Consider the following 15,214-nt stretch of genomic DNA (forward strand, 5'->3'; position numbering starts at 1 on the left):
TCTTACCTTTTGAGGGCTTTCTTCGCGGCTGCGGCGATGTGGCGCTCGGTCAGCCCGTACGTCTCCAAGAGTTCCGCATAGCTGTGGGCCGAGGTGCCGAACGCGTCGTCCACGCCCACCCGCTCGAACGGCAGGGCGATCTCGCCGATCAGCAGTTCGGCGATGGCGCTGCCGAGGCCGCCGAGCTTGGTCGCCTCCTCGGCGGTGACGATCGCCTTTTTGCCCGCCACGTATTTGAGGATCTCCTCCTTGGCGAGCGGCTTCAGCGTGCTGACGTTGACCACCTCGGCGGAAATGCCTTCGGCCTTCAGCAGCTCCGCCGCCTCGACGGACTTCCACACCATCGAGCCGGTGGCGAAGATCACGAGGTCGGCGCCCGCGACGATGCGCGACATCCTGCCGATCTCGTAGTCGCCTTCCTCGGCGGTGTAGACCGGCAGGTCGTTGCGGTTGATGCGGATGTAGACCGGCCCGTCGTAGGCCGCCATCGCCCGCATCATCTTGCGGGTTTCCACCGCGTCGCAGGGGTTGAGGACGATCATGTGCGGGATCATCCGCATCACGTTCGCGTCCTCGATCGACTGGTGGGTCTTGCCGTCGCCGAAATCGGAGAAGCCGCAGCTCGACCCGCAGATCTTGACGTTGGCGTTCGGGATCGCGATGCCGCAGCGGATCTGGTCGTAGGCGCGGCCGAAGGCGAACACCGCAAAGGTGCTGTAGAACGGCACCTTCCCCGAAAGCGCCAGCCCCGCCGCGGTGGAGGCCATGCTCTGCTCGGCGATGCCCATTTCGAAGTAACGCTCCGGATAGGCGTCCTTGAACAGGCACGACATCGTCGATTTGCCGAGGTCGGCTTCCAACACCACGATGTCCGGGTTGGTCTTGCCCATTTCCACCAGCGCTTCGCCGTAGGCCGTGCGCAAGCTCTTCTTCTCCATGATCACACCATCTCCTTCTGCGCTGCGAGGGCGGCTTTCCGCGCTTCGAGCTCGGCCATCGCCAGGGTGAACCTGGCCTCGTCGAACGTGCCGTTGTGGTAGGCCGGGGTGTTCTCGGCGAAGGAGACGCCCTTGCCCTTGACCGTATCGAGGATGACGAGGGTGGGACGCCCCTTCACCGCCTTGGCCTTGTCCACCGCGGCGAGCAGCTTTTCGACGTCGTGGCCATCGACGGAGAAAACCTCCCAGCCGAAGGACGCCCACTTCTTGTCGAGGTCGGGAATCTTGAACACGTCCTCGGTGCGGCCGGTCGCCTGGATCTTGTTCCAGTCGAGGAAGGCGGTGAGGTTGTCGAGCTTGAAGTTGCTCGCCGCCATCGCGGCTTCCCAGAGCTGCCCTTCGGATTGCTCGCCGTCGCCCATCACCACGTAGACGCGGGAGGCCTTCTTATCCAAACGCAGCGCCAGCGCCATGCCGACGCCGATCGAAAGCCCCTGGCCGAGCGAGCCGGTGACCGCCTCGACGCCGGGGATGCTGAGGTCCGGGTGGCCCTGCAACAGGCCGTTCAGGCTCTTCACCCGCTGCATCTCCTCGCGCGGGAAATAGCCGAGTTCGCACAGCGCGGCATACTGGATCAACGCGCCGTGGCCCTTGGAGAGCAGCAGACGGTCGCGGTCGGGCGCCTTGGGCGCCTTGGCGTCCACGTTCATCACGTGGAAGTAGAGCACCGCCATCGCCTCGGCGAGGGAGGCCGAACCGCCCCAGTGCCCCGCCTTGCCGATACCGATCATCTCGAGAACGTTGCAGCGCAACTGCACCGCCTTGGCTTCGAGGTCCTTGATCAACGCTTGGTCAGCCACCTGTTTCTCCTTTCCCAAGCCGCGCGTCCTGCCCAGGCGCCGGTGGCGGCTGCGAAGCCTCCCCCGGCGGGCACGGCGCGGCGGACACGCCCCTAGCGAATGAACCCGAGCATCCGCGGAACGATCAGAACCAGTTCCGGGATGTACGTGATCATCAACAACGCGAACAGTTCCGCGCAGATGAACGGCATGATCGCTTTCGATATCTTCTCGATGCTGATCCCCGCGATCGGCGCCGCGGCGAACAGGCAGACGCCCACCGGCGGCGTGATCAGGCCGATGTTGAGGTTGACCAGCATCACCAGCGCGAAGTGCAGCGGATGGATGCCGAGCTGGATGGCGATCGGCAGCAGGATCGGCGCGAGCAGGATGACGCTCGCCGCGGTCTCCATGATCATGCCCATGAACAGCAGCAGCAGGTTCACCAGCAGCAGGTAGGTGTACTTGTTCTGGGTGATCTGCAGGATCAGTTGGGCCGCGGTGCGCGGCAGATGCTCCAGCGCCATCACCTGGCTGAACAGCCCGGCCATGGCGATGATCAGCAGGATCACCGAGGACGACACCGCCGACCGCGCGATGCACTCGACGATGTCCCGGAAGGACAGCGTCTTGAGCAGGAAGACGCCCGCGATCATCGCGTAGAAGCAGGCGACCGCCGCCGCCTCGGTGGGGGTGAAGTCGCCGGAGAAGATGCCGCCGACGAGAATCACCGGACACATCAGCGCGGTCAGCGACTTGCGCACCGTGACCACCGCCTCCGCGAACGGGATCGATTCGGTGCGGCGCGGGTGCTTGTAGCGGATCGCGAAGTAGTAACTCATGATCATCAGGGTGAGGCCGACCGACAGCCCCGGCACGAAGCCCGCGGCGAACAGCGCGCCCACCGATTCGCCGGTGGTCATGCTGTAGACCACCATGATGATGCTCGGCGGAATGATCGGGCCGATCACCGAGCTCGCCACGGTGATCGCGGCGGCATAGTCGGTGGCGTAGCCCTCCTTGCGCATCGAGGGGATGAGCACCGAGCCGAGGGCCGCCACGTCGGCGACGCCGGCGCCGGTGATCCCGGCGAAAAAGATGCTGCACACCACGTTCACCTGGGCCAGCGCCCCGGGAATGCGGCCGACCAGCAGCTTGGCGAAGTTCACCAGGGAATCGGTGATCTTCGAGCGGTTCATCAGGTCCCCGGCAAGGATGAAGAACGGGATCGCCAGCAGCACGAAATTGTCGCAGCCGCTGTAGAGTTTCTGCCCGATCATGTCCATCGGGATGTTGCCGACGAACAGGAAGTAGTAGAGCGCCGAACAGCCGATGACGAAGGCGATCGGAATGCCGATCAGCAACGCGCCGATGAAGACGAAGATCAGGGCGACCATTCACACCTCCTCCTGCGTGCCGATGAGGACGGAGTTGATGGTCTTCCCCTTGGGGATCGAGAACAGCCCGTAGAGCAGATGCACGAACATCATCGCCATGCCGAACGGCAGGCTGAGCTTCACGTACATCATCGACACCGGCACGATGTCGCCGACCATCCCCTGGGCGCACATCGCGGCCCGGAGGCTGTAGTGGGCGGAGAAGGCGACCGTCGTAAGCACCGCGAGATAGGAGACGGCGACGCAAACCTTGCCGATGCCGAGCGGCAGCACCTGCAACAGCATGTTCACGCCGACGTGCTGTTTGCGCTTGAGCGCGGCGCTCGAACCGATGAAGCAGATGCTGACCAGACCCCAGCGCGACAGCTCCTCCGAAAGAGAGAAGTTGTGACCGGTGATGCGGAAGACCACGCCGCTCATCACGAGCAGAAAGACCCCCCCCAGGATCAGAGCCCCCAAGAACACAGCGAGCTTGTCCAAAGCGTCGCTGAGCTTTTCAAGCATTTGCATAAAAGCCCCCCTTGATGTCCCTCACGCCCCCTCCGGGAGTTTCCCGGAGGGGAGTTCGTTTTGCTTGAAAAACCGCTCAGTAACCGTAGACCTTCTCGCCTTCCTTCACGGTCGCGAGGAACTTATCGACGACGGCGTCGCCGACCTGGCCGCGCAGCCAGGTGTAGGTCGGGGCGGCGGCCTTCTTGAACTCCTCAAGCTCGGCCGGAGTGGGGACGTAGATGTCCATGCTCTTCTTGATCGATTCGAAATCGAGCACGCGCGAGGCCAGGGTCTCGGCGGCGCGGTCGGCGATCTGCCCCTGATAGGCGGCGATCTTGATGATGTGCTGGTATTCCTTCGGCAGCTTGTTGAAGAACGCCGCGTTGATCGTCACGAAGTTCTCGCTCCAGGTGTGGCCGTCGAGGGTGATGTACTTCTGCACTTCGTTCCACTTGTTGGCGGCGATGTTCCAGATCGGATTTTCCTGGCCATCGACGACGCCGGTCTGGCAGGCGGTGTAGATTTCGCCGGACGCCAGCGGCGTGGCTGCGGCGCCCATCGCCTCGACCATCTTCACGTAGATCGGCGACTGCATGACGCGGAACTTCAGCCCCTTCATGTCCGCCGGGGTGTGGATCGGGCGCTTGCTGTTGGTGAAGTGGCGGGTGCCGTTCTGGCCGACCGCGAGCATCTTGAGGCCGGTCTTCTTCTCGAGCTCGGCGGTCATGTCCTTCCACATCTTGCTCTCGTCGAAGAACCACCAGGCGATCTCGTCGGACTTGAACACGTAGGGCAGGAAAATCACCTGGACCTGCGGATAGAGGCTGGCGATGGTGCCGGTGGTGGTGACCATCTCGATGCTGCCCGAACGGGCCATTTCCATCGTCGCCTTGGTGTCGCCCAGCGCATTGCCGGGGAAGAGATCGACCGCGACCTTGCCGTTGGTGCTGGCTTCCACGATGTTCTTGAACACCAGGGCGAAGGCATGCTCGGGCAGCGGATTCTTCGACAGCGCCGGCCAGGTGCCCGCGTCGTAGTAGGCGAAACGAATGGTGTAATCGGGTTTGACCTTGGCCTCCGCCTTCAGCGTGACCTCGGAGCTTTTGGTTTGCGCATACGCTTGCGAGACGCCGATCAGTCCGAAACAAACAAGCCCCGCAACCATGACCGCTTTTACGAATTTTTTCATGACGATCCTCTTATGGGTGTGGCCTCCCTGGGTTGTGAAAGAAGGCTCCCTCACAACACCGGCTTGGTACTCTCCTGATCCATGAAGTTTTCTGTTGCTGCGTTATGGCTCCATTTCTTGAGGTTGATCCTGCGGCGGGCCGGGGGATGCTTCCGTTCCCGGGTCCGCCGCCGAATTATCCGCGGCCTGTCCCTGGGAGAAATCGACCCGTCTCCCGATCGATCGGAGAATCCCCCGAGCGAAATCCTTCTGCCGGGGAAGGAGGCGGCAGCTCCTGAGACGCCGAAGAGTTCCGTCCGTCATTAAACTTCCCCTGTGCACGCCGGTTCCGGCCTCGATCGTCCCCGGCAGACGTTCCGGAGCGCGCTCCGGTCCGATGTCTCGCCTGTTCAGTTGTTCAGGATCACCTTGATCAGCGGTCCGGGGTCCTTCGCCAGCTTGGCGAAAAGCGCGATCCCCTCCTCCATCATCGGCGCCTTGAGGCTGATCACCGGCTCGACGTCGAGCCTGCCCTCGTTGAGCAGGCCGACCACCTCGCCGAATTCCCGGACGGTATAGAGGAACGACCCCGCGACCCGCAGCTCCCGGGTGACGATCTCCTGCATGTTGACGCTGACCATCCTGGCGGAATTGCCGATCCACACGCCGACGCCGCCGGTGCGCAGGCAGGACATCGCCTGCTGCACCGTCGGCGTGGCCCCCACCGCCTCGATCGCCACGTCCGCGCCCGCGCCGCCGGTCGCGGCCCTGACCGCGGCGGCGAGGTCCTCCTTCGACGGGTTGACCGCGCAATCGGCGCCCAGCCGCCCGGCCACCGCAAGGCGCGCGTCGCTGAGGTCGGAGACGAACACCTGCGCCGGATGGCGCGTCTTCACCAGGGCGAGGGCGAGCAGGCCGATGGTGCCCGCGCCGACCACCAGCACGGTCTTGCCCGCAAGATCGCCCGCATGGTTGACGCCGCGCATCGCCACCGCGAGAGGCTCCATCATCGCCCCGACGTCGTAGGAAACGTTCGCCGACAGCTTGAACAGCAGCCGCGCGGGAATCGCGATGTATTCCGCCATCGCGCCGTCGCAGTCGAGCACCCCGAGGGCCCGCTTGTTGAGGCAGAGGTGCATGTTGCCCGCACGGCAGGCCGCGCACTCGCCGCAGAACACCACGGGATAGGGCGCCACCCGGTCGCCGACGCGGATATCGGCGACGCCGGGGCCGACCGCGGCGACCTCGCCCGCGAACTCGTGCCCCATCACCATCGGCGGGGTGCGCCGCCCGGTGATGCCGAGATAGCCGTGCACGTCCGAGCCGCAGATGCCGCAGGCCTTGACGCGGATCAGGGCTTCCCCCGGACCGGCCTTCGGGTCGGCGACGTCGGCGAGCCGCAAATCCTCGTTCCCGTAGAACACAAGCGCCTTCACCCTCTTCGTCCTCCTTGCTGCTCCGGCCCCGGCAACAGGTTGCCTCGACCATCCAGTAGACCAGACAACCGCCACCAACCACGTACAGGCGGGCGCGGGCTCAGGCGCGGACGGCGCTCCGTCCGGTGCGCCGGTCCGGAGAGGCCCTCAACTGGACCGCTTAGCATACCAGTTGCTTAAACTCTACTTCCCGTGTGGCTATTCTGTCAAGCGCCCGCTCCGGGACCTCTCCCCCTCGGCGGCAAGCCTCCCCGGCGGCCACGGAAACGCCGGAAGCGGAAGCGCCGGGGGCGCGTTTCCGCCCCGCGGCCCGGCCCGGCCCCCGCCGCCGCCTTCACCGAGTCGGCAGGATGCCCGCCCGCCGCCGGACCAGTGGCCGCCGGGCGGCTGGCCGCGGCTACCGCGCGACGGCGGCGAGCCGGTGCTGTTCGGTGGTTTCGAGGATCGACTGCCAGCACGAAGAGGTGAGGTTGAGCCTGCGGCGGCGGCGCGTGACCAGCGCCAGGGGCAGGTGGACGTAGCGGCCGTAGAGCTTGCTCACCACCATGCCGGTCTTGCCCGCCATCGCCGCGTGCACCGCATATTGGCCGAGGAAGCCGCAATAGATGCGGTCGTTGGCGTTGGCGGGGACGGAGCGGATGAGGTAGCTCGGGTCGATGTACTTGAAGCTGTGGAGCATGCCCTGCTCCTTCAGGTATGCGTCGATCTCGCGGATGAGGAAACCGCCGATATCGCCCAGCCGCAGGTTGTCCGAGGCGTCGGCCTGCGGCGCGGCGGCGGCGATGAGATCCTGCCCCGCGCCCTCGGCGACGACGATCACCGCGTTGCCGCGCCGCCGCAGGTGCTCCGCCAGAGAGGGCAGAAGCCCGCCCTCGCCGCGCAGGCTGAAGGGCGCCTCGGGCACCAGGACGAAATCCGCATCCTTGACCACCAGCGCCGCCTGCGCCGCGATGAAGCCGGATTCGCGGCCCATCAGCTTGACCACGCCGATGCCGTTGGGGACGCTCACCGCCTCGGTGTGGACGCAGCGGATCGCCTCCGCCGCGCGCTCCACCGCGGTGTCGAAGCCGAAGGACGAGGTGACCAGGCTGATGTCGTTGTCGATGGTCTTCGGCACGCCGATCACCGCGATCGCCGCGCCGCGGCGGCGCACCTCCTCGCTGAGGCGCATCGCCGCCTTCATCGTGCCGTCGCCGCCGATGACGAAGAGCTGGCCGATGCCCCGGCTTTCGAGAAAATCCACCATTTCTCCGGCGGGCTGCCGTCCGCGCGAGGTGCCGAGAATGGTGCCGCCCTGCTGATGGATGCCCGCCACCGCCTGCGGCGTCAGCTCCACCGGCGGGTGGCCGTAGCGGGGGATCAGCCCCTGCAGGCCGAAGCGGATGCCGACGACGCCGGAAACGCGGTAGGCGTTGAGCGCCTCGAGGACGATCGCGTGGATGACGTCGTTGAGGCCGGGGCAGAGCCCGCCGCAGGTCACCACCGCGGCCTTGACCCCGGCGGGATCGAAATACAGCCGTTCGCGCGGCCCCGCGATCTCGAAATCGGCCTCGGTTTCCTCGGCGACGTCGTCGATGTCCTCCGGGCTCAGGCAGATGTTCGCGAAGTGATCGTCGGGAATGAAACGGCGGCCCGCGAGCGGCGACGCGACCGTCGGCGTCCCCAGGGTCTCGATGGTGGTGTCCAGCACGCCCTCGCCGCGATGATCCGACATCATATCCTCTACGCCGGGCAGCGGGAAACTCCCGGGGCTCCCGGTCACCCGTTCCTGTTCTTCCCGAACTCCTGGGACGTGGTGTAGACGGTGACGAGGTGCGACGACATCGCCGTCACCGCGGCCTCCGCATCGCCGGAGGCGAACGCCTCGTAGGCCTTCAGGTGGTCCTCGTAACTCTTCCTGATCGCGCCGGGACGGCTGATCGCGTGGCGCCGCACGTCGAGCGCATAGGCGTAGAGGTCGCTCACGAACTTCGCCAGCAACGGGTTGTCGCAACTCCGGTAGATCACCTCGTGGAATTCCCGGTCGGAGATCTGGAAGGCCGACGGATCGTCGAACAGCGTCGCCTGCACCGCGAGCAGCCTGTCGAGGTGCTGCAACGTCTCCTTCGTCATGTGCCCGGCGGCGTTGCGCACCACCGCGCTCTCCACCGTCATGCGCGCCTCGTAGACGGTCTGCGGCGAGTAGTTCTTGAGTTCGCTCAGGGTGGTCACCGCCTCGTAGAGGGCGAAGCCGTCGCTGCGCACCACCCGCGTACGCGCCCCCTGCGAAACCTCCAGCATGCCGCGCCCCGCCAGCGACTGGATCGCGCCGCGCACCGTCTCGCGGCTGACGCCGAGCGCCTTGGCCAGCTCCCGCTCGCTGGGAAGCTCGTCCCCCACCCGCAGGAAGCCGGAACAGATCAGATAGGCGATCTTGTCGCTGATCTGTTCCTTCATCGTGTGTTTCGCGATCTTGGACCCCAGCGCAGGGATCCGCTCGTGGATATCCAAGGCCACCATTCCCTGTGTTTTCCCCCGCATTTTCCCGGACAACAGGACTACTGGTCCACCCAGAAGGCCAGCTAGCAATCTATATAGTTATACAGGCAACCAGTCAAGATTCACCACTGCCCATCGAGGGGAGGGATTCTTCTTCCCTTCCCTTGAGCAATCTCATTGATTGTAATTATTCTTACTTGCTCTTCGCCCCGGCGGCGGACATGCCGCCCCTCCGGGGTCCGCGCCCCCGCCGATCGGCCGGAGACGGCCCTTGCGGCCGCATCGTTGCGGCCACGCGTCCGCGCGCGCCGAAGGCGCTTCCCGGCGCGCGCGAAGCGCCTTTCACAGGGCCGCTTCGAGCGCCGCGGCGCGCGGCGCCTGTGCCTGTGCCTGCGGCAGGGCGAAGCGCCAAGAGCCGCAGCGGCGCAAAAGCCAGAGCGCCCCCCCGGCCAGGTCCTCCGCCCGTCCGGCGCACAGGCAGGCGCGCATCGCCTCCCGCGCGCCGCTGTCCGTTTCCGTCCACTCCTCGGCCACCGCGCCGCCGCCGGGCACCACCAGCGGCACCGCCATCGCCGCGTCGAGCAGCGTGTCGAAGCCGCCGAAATCCGGCGTCAGGTCGAGGTAGAGCGCATCCGCGGTCTCCACCTCCTCGGCGGCGAAGGCGTTCCAGTCGCGCGGCTGCGTCTGGTCGGCGACGGTGCAGGCGATGCCCCGTTCCGCCAGGAGGGCGCGGGCGGCCTCCCAGGCTTGCGGCAGGAACGGGTGGGAAAACATGAACACCACTCTCGGCTGTTTCGTCATGGCGAGCCTCGTTCGGTCAGGCGGCGACGCACGGGGGCGCCGCCGCCGGGGGCGGACAGGCACAATGGACGTTCGGGAAAAAAATCGCGCGACGGCCCATTGCGACAACCACGTCACCGCAACGGCTTTTCACCGTCCCCACGGACCTCCGCCCACAGGAAAGCGACGTATCGCCGGCAGGTCTCCTGGCTTGCGGGTCGTCGCCATGCGCGGTCGGCCTTCCCAGTTTCCCAGTGGCCCGATCGACCGCAAGCTCGCCGCTCACAGTTACGGAGGCAGCCCCGGACTAGGCGCGCAGCGCCGCACCGGGTTCCCTTTTCATCCGGGCGGACGACAGCCGCACCGGACACCGACATGCCCATCTACGCCACTGCGGGCGGAGATGTCAAGAGAGGCAACACTGTAACATCTTCGCGGGCGGGCGCGGCGGCCCGCCCGCGAGGGGGGATTCAGCGCGCCGGGCGCGGCCCCAGCCGCGCCGCAACGGCGAAGGCCAGGGCGATCAGCCCAGCGCCGAGCGCGGCGGAAAGAACGTAGCCCATCGCCTCGCCGGAGAGGAAGGCGGGCGCATAGTCGGGAATCGGCGCGGACCACGCCTCGGCGAGGCGCGCCAGGCCCTGCGGCACCGCCTCGGGCAGGGCGGCGTCGCCGGAGGCCAACTCGATCGCCGCACGCCCCGCCGGGTCGAGGAAGTCCGAGACCCCCCACTCGCCCCAGGCGATGCCGGTGGCGAGCAGGCCCAAGGGCGTGGCCGCCGCCATCGCGGCGAGGCCGACCCACAGGCGCTTCACCGCGCGCCGCGGCGAGACGCCCGCGGGCAGATCGGCGGAGGGAGCGAGAAGCTCCGGATGGGCGTGCTGGAGGTAGGCGAAGAGGCCGCCGGTGACCACCATCTCGCCGAGACCGGCGAAGCCGAGGTGGCCCGCCATCATCGCCGGAACCGCCACGGCGAGCGGGTACGGCGCATAGAGCGGCATGCCTCCGGCATCGTGGAAGAACATCGGCTGGATGCCGAACTCGAAGGCGGCGAGCAGCGCCGCGGCGTTGAGCGCCACGTAGCCCGCCACCGCGGCGGCGGCGACGCGGCGCGTCGAGCGGATCTCCGAGCGCCCGGCGAGGCCGACGTAGACCGCATAGGCGACGAGGGAGCCGACCACCGCCATGTTGAGGACGTTGGCCCCGAGGGTGGTGACGCCGCCGTCGCCGAAGACCAGGGCCTGGATCGCCAGCGCCACCGAGATCGCCAGCATCGAGGCCCATGGGCCGAGCACCGCGGCGGCTATTCCCATGCCCACGGCATGCCCGGTGGTGCCTCCCGGCAGCGGCAGGTTGAACATCATCACCACGAAGGAAAAGGCGGAGGCCAGCCCCACCAGCGGCGCCAGGCGCTCGCGCGGCAGACGGCCCGCCCGCTTCACCCCGACGGCGAGGAACGGCAGCGCGGACACATAGGTGAAGGCGCAGGTGGACGCGCTGAGATAACCATCCGGAATATGCATGGAAACCGTCCCCTAAAGTTCGGCCGCGCGCGGCGCGCGCAGGATGCGCAGCGCCGCTTGCGCGGCCCCGAAACCGTTGTCGATGTTGACCACCACCAGGCCGGGCGCACAGCTGCCGAGCGCGCTCTCGAGCGCCACCCGCCCGCCGGTGGCGACGCCGCGCCCCACCGAGGTGGGCACCGCGATCACCGGCGCGGCGATCAGCCCCGCGAGCACGCTGAACAGCGCGCCCTCCATGCCCGCCGCGGCGATGACGACGCGGTGGCGGCGGATCTCGTCGATGCGGTCGAGCAGACGCCACAGCCCGGCGACGCCGACATCGCAGAACAGCGTCGCGCCGACGCCGGAGAACGCCAGGGTGCGCTCCGCCTCCGCCGCCACCGGCAGGTCGGCGAGACCGGCGGTGACGATCGCCGCCGCGATGGGCAGAGCCCCCTGCGGCGCGCCGAGAATCGCGGTGCGCGAGGTTGCGTCGTAGTCGATGACGGTGCGCGCCGCCTCGGGCAGGGCGGCGTATTTTTCCGCATCCAGGCGGGTGATCAGCAGGCGGCGGCCCTCGTCCTGGGCGGCATCGACGATCTGTTGAATCTGCTGCGGCGTCTTGCCCTCGGCATACACCGCCTCCGGCAGGCCGATGCGCTCCACCCGCTGCCAGTCCATCACCGCGCCGGGCATGAGCGCCTCCCCGCGACGAAGGCGGAGCCCATGCGGTAGGTTTCCACCCCCGCCGGCACCCGCCCCTCGGCCAGGCAGACCTCCCCGGCGTGCGCCGCCACGGCGCGCCGCGTCGCCGCGCCCATGGCGGGCGGCACCTCCACCACCACGCCCGCGGCGCGGATGCGCACCCGCAGCGTCAGCTCCGCGCCGAAGCGCCGCCGCAGCCGCTCCTCCAGCGCATCGACGAAGGCGAGGTCCGCGGCCTCGATGGCGATGCCGGTTTCCACCCGGCTGGAAAGGCAGGGCTGCGCCGGCAGTTCGGCCAGTTCGCCCAGGCCCGCCGCCCGCGCCAGCGCGCGGATGGTTTGCTTGTCGATGCCCGCCTCGACGAAGGGGTGCGCCACCCCCTGCTCGCGCGCCGCGATCAGGCCCGGGCGGTAGTCGCCGAGGTCGTCGCGGTTGGTGCCCGAGGCGACGGTGCGCCCGGTCAGAGTGCGCAAGGCGGCGTAGAGGCGGCTCTTGCAGTAGTAGCAGCGGTCGTAGGGGTTGGCGCGGTAGCGCGCATCGTCGAACTCGCCCGCGGAAAGGACTTCGAGCGCCCACCCTTCGGAAGCCGCCATGGCGCGCACCCGCTGCGTCGCCGCCGCGGGCACGGCGGGGGAAACCGCATGGCAGATCACCGGCGTCTCGGCGAGCCAGCGGTGCGCCAGGGTGCCGAGCAGCAGGCTGTCGATGCCGCCGGACACCGCGATGGCGAGCGGCCCGTAGGAGGACAGTACGGCGCGCAGGGCGCGCTCGGCGGGCAATGCGGCGGTCATCGTTCCTCCTCTCCTTTCGCCTTGGCGGCGCGGCGCGCCGCCAGCGTGGCGATGCCCGAAAGCGCATCGCTCTCCGCCTTCACCGTGCGCACCCCGCCGGGGCGCAGCGCCCGCTTGGCGCGCAGGCCGCCCCGGATTTCCTCCCGCGGCAGGATGCGGCGCTCGGCGCGGTGCCAGCGCAGCCCCAGGGTGGAGGTTTCGAGGAACACCTCGCGCGCCACCGCCTCCACCCCCGCCGGATCGGCGAGCAGGCGCAGGGTGACGAGCGGGCGGCCCTTCTTGCCGATGCCGGGGGTGAGAACCAGGTCGCGCACCGCGGGCAGGGCGCGCAGGCGGTCGGCGGCCTGGGCGATCTCCTCGCCGGTCATGTCGTCGATGTCGCACTCGACCACGCACACCGCATCGGTCTGCGCGTCTTCCCCCGCCGCGAACAGCGAGGCGCGCAGGATGTTGGGCATGCCGGGCAGCGCGCGGCTGCCCGCGCCGCAGCCGGTGGCGAGCAGCCGCCCGCCGCGGCGGACGCCGGGGGCGCCGCCGGTGAGGTGGGCGAGAATCGCGGCGCCGGTGGGGGTGACGCGCTCGCCGGGGACGCCGTCGTCGCGCCAGTCGTACCCCGCGAGGATCGCCGCGGCGGCGGGCACCGGCACCGGCAACAGGCCGTGCGCCGTCTTGACCAGGCCGGAGCCGAGCGGCAGCGCCGAGACGCTCCACGAGACGCCGGGCAGAGCGGCGGCGATGCTGCCCGCCGCCGTCACGTCCATCAGGGAGTCCCAGCCGCCGATCTCGTGGAAGTGCACGTCGTCGAGCGCCACGCCGTGGATGCCCGCCTCCGCCTCGGCGATGCGGCGCAGGATCGCCGCGGCGTGCGCCGCCGTGCCCGCGGAGAGCGGCGCATCCGCGATGCGGCTCCGCATGTCGGCATACGCGCCGTGATGATGGGGGCGGCCATGCGCATGGGGTTCATGCGCATGGCCGGAGTGGTCGTGCGCTGCGGGGGGGCTGGGCGCACGACCGTGAGGATCATGCGCAGCTTCAGGACCCTGCGCATGATCGCAATGGCCATGCGCGTCTTCGGGTACGTGCGCATGGCCGGGGTGATCATGCGCAGGATGGGGGAGGCGCGCATGATCGGGGAGAGGTTGGGCGGCTTCCGCCGCCAGTTCGAAATGCAGGGCGGCGATGCCGCCCGCCTGCACCGCGGAAAGCCGCGGCGCGCCGCACCCCGGCGGCAGCACCGCCACGACGTCGGCAAGCACGCGCGGCCGCAGGTCCGGCAGCGCGTCGAGAAGCGCGGCGACGAACATGTCGCCCGCCGCGCCGCCCACCGCATCGAGGTGGATATGCTCCGGGGCGCGGGTCATCAGTGGCGCTCCGGCCAGGGGTCGGCGAGGTTGCCCGCCGCGTCGAAGCCCATCGGCCGCGGCTCGTGGACCACCTCGATGCCCGGACGCTCCCGCACCGACGGCAACAGCGCCTCGGAGACGTAGAGGTGTTGCAGGTGCAGGCTGTTGGGCGCGCGGATCAGGGTGATCGCAGAGGGCGTATGCGAGGCGCAGCTCTTCACCGCGGCGGCGATGGCGGCCCAGTCGTTGGGCATGGTCATCGGCAGGCCCGCCATGGTCAGGGTGCCGAGCGTGATGCAGTTGATGTAGGTGGGTTCGCGGTCGAACTTGTCGAACAGCCGCTGGGTGATCACGTCGGCCATGCCGATGCCCACCGCGTTGCCCTCGCTGTGGTCGGAGACGTCGAGCACCGCGATGCGCGCCACCTCCGGCCCGCCGCTGATCGCCGGGGTGGAGACGCGGCCGGTGATGTTGGGGTCCATGCCGCTGCCCGAGAACTCCTTGCCCACCTGGTCGAGCACCAGAACGTCGAGCGGCCCCGACGCCTGCAAGCCTTCGAGCGGGCCGAGCGGCAGGCGCGGCATGGCGCGCATCGCCTCGGCGAGCAGCGGACGCTCCCGTTCGATCATCCCCTGCGCGGGGAGCACCACGACGCGGGCGAGCCGGTCGTAGGCGTTCTCCAGGGTGGCGACGCCGAAGAGGATCTTGCAGCGGTCGAGCTTCATCCGGCCCATATCGACGATCGAGCGGGCGAGGTAGCCCGAGCCCCAGGCGTGGCAATTGTCGGCCCCCGACTGCTTGCCGAGGCCGATCGCCAGCATCTTGATCAGGCCGCTTTCGTTGTCGCCGCGGAACTCGGTGTGCGGCTTGACGCGGTTGAACACGACGATGCCGTCCGCCTCGTAGGCGAGCTTATCGACATGCACCTCCATGCCGTTTTCCAGCGTGCCGACGTTCACCGTCTCCATGCTGGAGCGGATCGGGCAGCCTGCGCTCTCCTCGGTGACGCCGAGGTGGGCGAGCATCTTCACCTGGCCCTCGGCGGTGGCGCCGCCGTGGCTGCCCATGGAGGGCACGATGAACGGCTCGCCGCCGCGGGCGCGGATTTCCGCGGCGATGGCGCGCGTCAGTTCGGGCAGGCTGGCCAGCCCGCGGCTGCCCACGGTCAGCGCGATGCGCATGCCGGGTTTGATCGCCGCATCGCAGCAGGCCTCCTTGGCCATCGCCTCGTGCACCGCCGCGGCCACGTCGCCCGCCTCCATGACCGGAAAGGTCTGGCGGACCAGGGCGACGGGCGGCAGGGCCACGTCCTTCAGCAACTGGACGTAACGCGGGGTCATTATTCCTT

Annotated in this window: 14 protein-coding genes and 1 riboswitch; all 14 genes read right to left on the reverse strand. The window is 68.5% G+C overall.

Features of this window, described 5'->3' with window-relative positions; translation table 11 throughout:
• Positions 1 to 2: 2 nt before the first annotated feature.
• The 14 genes from O7R11_RS08245 to O7R11_RS08310 all read right to left on the reverse strand — a co-directional run bounded on the left by O7R11_RS08245 (position 3) and on the right by O7R11_RS08310 (position 15,206).
• Positions 3 to 938 carry a transketolase family protein gene (locus O7R11_RS08245; protein ID WP_337997025.1) on the reverse strand — a complete coding sequence of 312 codons (936 nt, stop codon included), beginning with the start codon at positions 936 to 938 and terminating at the stop codon, positions 3 to 5.
• Positions 939 to 940: 2 nt separating this feature from the next.
• Positions 941 to 1,798 (reverse strand): transketolase, encoded by an 858-nt coding sequence (locus O7R11_RS08250; protein WP_337997026.1) that lies wholly within the window; start codon positions 1,796 to 1,798, stop codon positions 941 to 943.
• A 92-nt stretch (positions 1,799 to 1,890) separates the two neighbouring features.
• Positions 1,891 to 3,174, reverse strand: a complete 1,284-nt coding sequence (locus O7R11_RS08255) for a TRAP transporter large permease (RefSeq protein ID WP_337997027.1) — start codon at positions 3,172 to 3,174, stop codon at positions 1,891 to 1,893.
• On the reverse strand, positions 3,175 to 3,684 hold the full coding sequence (locus O7R11_RS08260; RefSeq protein WP_337997028.1) for a TRAP transporter small permease: 510 nt from the start codon (positions 3,682 to 3,684) through the stop codon (positions 3,175 to 3,177). It lies immediately after the preceding gene.
• Between the two features lie 76 nt (positions 3,685 to 3,760).
• Complete coding sequence (locus O7R11_RS08265) at positions 3,761 to 4,855, reverse strand: TRAP transporter substrate-binding protein (RefSeq protein WP_337997029.1); 1,095 nt, start codon at positions 4,853 to 4,855, stop codon at positions 3,761 to 3,763.
• A 389-nt stretch (positions 4,856 to 5,244) separates the two neighbouring features.
• Positions 5,245 to 6,270: a zinc-dependent alcohol dehydrogenase gene (locus O7R11_RS08270; RefSeq protein WP_337997030.1), complete on the reverse strand. Its 1,026-nt coding sequence runs from the start codon at positions 6,268 to 6,270 to the stop codon at positions 5,245 to 5,247.
• Positions 6,271 to 6,667: 397 nt separating this feature from the next.
• Positions 6,668 to 7,987, reverse strand: coding sequence for an ATP-dependent 6-phosphofructokinase (locus O7R11_RS08275; protein ID WP_337997031.1), 1,320 nt, complete (start codon positions 7,985 to 7,987; stop codon positions 6,668 to 6,670).
• A 41-nt stretch (positions 7,988 to 8,028) separates the two neighbouring features.
• Positions 8,029 to 8,706: a FadR/GntR family transcriptional regulator gene (locus O7R11_RS08280; protein ID WP_337997032.1), complete on the reverse strand. Its 678-nt coding sequence runs from the start codon at positions 8,704 to 8,706 to the stop codon at positions 8,029 to 8,031.
• Positions 8,707 to 9,090: 384 nt separating this feature from the next.
• Positions 9,091 to 9,549, reverse strand: coding sequence for a hypothetical protein (locus O7R11_RS08285; RefSeq protein ID WP_337997033.1), 459 nt, complete (start codon positions 9,547 to 9,549; stop codon positions 9,091 to 9,093).
• Between the two features lie 158 nt (positions 9,550 to 9,707).
• Positions 9,708 to 9,918: riboswitch (cobalamin riboswitch) on the reverse strand.
• 80 nt (positions 9,919 to 9,998) lie between these two features.
• The gene (gene cbiM, locus O7R11_RS08290) at positions 9,999 to 11,048 is read right to left on the reverse strand and encodes a cobalt transporter CbiM (RefSeq protein WP_337997034.1); all 1,050 of its coding nucleotides are present in this window, start codon (positions 11,046 to 11,048) and stop codon (positions 9,999 to 10,001) included.
• A 12-nt stretch (positions 11,049 to 11,060) separates the two neighbouring features.
• Positions 11,061 to 11,723, reverse strand: coding sequence for a nickel pincer cofactor biosynthesis protein LarB (gene larB / locus O7R11_RS08295; RefSeq protein WP_337997035.1), 663 nt, complete (start codon positions 11,721 to 11,723; stop codon positions 11,061 to 11,063).
• The gene (gene larE / locus O7R11_RS08300) at positions 11,708 to 12,523 is read right to left on the reverse strand and encodes an ATP-dependent sacrificial sulfur transferase LarE (RefSeq protein WP_337997036.1); all 816 of its coding nucleotides are present in this window, start codon (positions 12,521 to 12,523) and stop codon (positions 11,708 to 11,710) included. The genes larB and larE overlap by 16 nt, the downstream gene beginning before the upstream one ends.
• The gene (gene larC, locus O7R11_RS08305; protein WP_337997037.1) at positions 12,520 to 13,884 is read right to left on the reverse strand and encodes a nickel pincer cofactor biosynthesis protein LarC; all 1,365 of its coding nucleotides are present in this window, start codon (positions 13,882 to 13,884) and stop codon (positions 12,520 to 12,522) included. The genes larE and larC overlap by 4 nt, the downstream gene beginning before the upstream one ends.
• Positions 13,884 to 15,206 (reverse strand): nickel pincer cofactor-dependent isomerase, group 22, encoded by a 1,323-nt coding sequence (locus tag O7R11_RS08310; RefSeq protein ID WP_337997038.1) that lies wholly within the window; start codon positions 15,204 to 15,206, stop codon positions 13,884 to 13,886. Before O7R11_RS08310 ends, larC begins: the two co-directional genes overlap by 1 nt.
• Positions 15,207 to 15,214 lie beyond the last annotated feature (8 nt).

This window comes from Oleispirillum naphthae (assembly GCA_027864655.1).
GTDB classification, from domain to species: domain Bacteria; phylum Pseudomonadota; class Alphaproteobacteria; order Rhodospirillales; family Rhodospirillaceae; genus Oleispirillum; species Oleispirillum naphthae.